Origin of the sequence: Aliidiomarina haloalkalitolerans (genome assembly GCF_003987315.1) — a bacterium.
GTDB lineage: Bacteria > Pseudomonadota > Gammaproteobacteria > Enterobacterales > Alteromonadaceae > Aliidiomarina > Aliidiomarina haloalkalitolerans.
This window is the reverse complement of sequence record NZ_PIPI01000029.1, coordinates 1-569: the sequence shown is the minus strand read 5'-3', so window position 1 is coordinate 569 and position 569 is coordinate 1. Positions and strand designations below refer to the sequence as shown.

1 rRNA gene is annotated in these 569 nt (G+C 50.3%); it reads left to right on the top strand.

Features of this window, described 5'->3' with window-relative positions:
* Positions 1-40 precede the first annotated feature (40 nt).
* Positions 41-569 (top strand): 23S ribosomal RNA (locus CWE06_RS12360); the annotation flags it as partial.

Sequence of the window (569 nt, the reverse complement as noted above, 5' to 3'; positions counted from 1 at the left end):
GCTAAAGAGGCAAGCGGCAGGACACTGTTTTGGGTTGTATGGTTAAGTGATTAAGCGTACACGGTGGATGCCTAGGCAGTTGGAGGCGATGAAGGACGTACTAACTTGCGATAAGCCATGATGAGCCAGTAAGAGGCGCATGAGTCATGGATTTCCGAATGGGGAAACCCAGTGTGCTTGCACACTATCCTGCACTGAATACATAGGTGTAGGAGGCGAACGAGGGGAACTGAAACATCTAAGTACCCTTAGGAACAGAAATCAACCGAGATTCCCTTAGTAGCGGCGAGCGAACGGGGAGCAGCCCTTAAGCTGCATCAGATTTAGTGGAAGGCTCTGGAAAGTGCCACGATAGAGGGTGATAGTCCCGTACACGACGAATCTTTTGCAGTGAAAACGAGTAGGTCGGGACACGTGTTATCTTGACTGAATATGGGGGGACCATCCTCCAAGGCTAAATACTCCCAACTGACCGATAGTGAACCAGTACCGTGAGGGAAAGGCGAAAAGAACCCCTGTGAGGGGAGTGAAATAGAACCTGAAACCGTGTACGTACAAGCAGTAGGAGC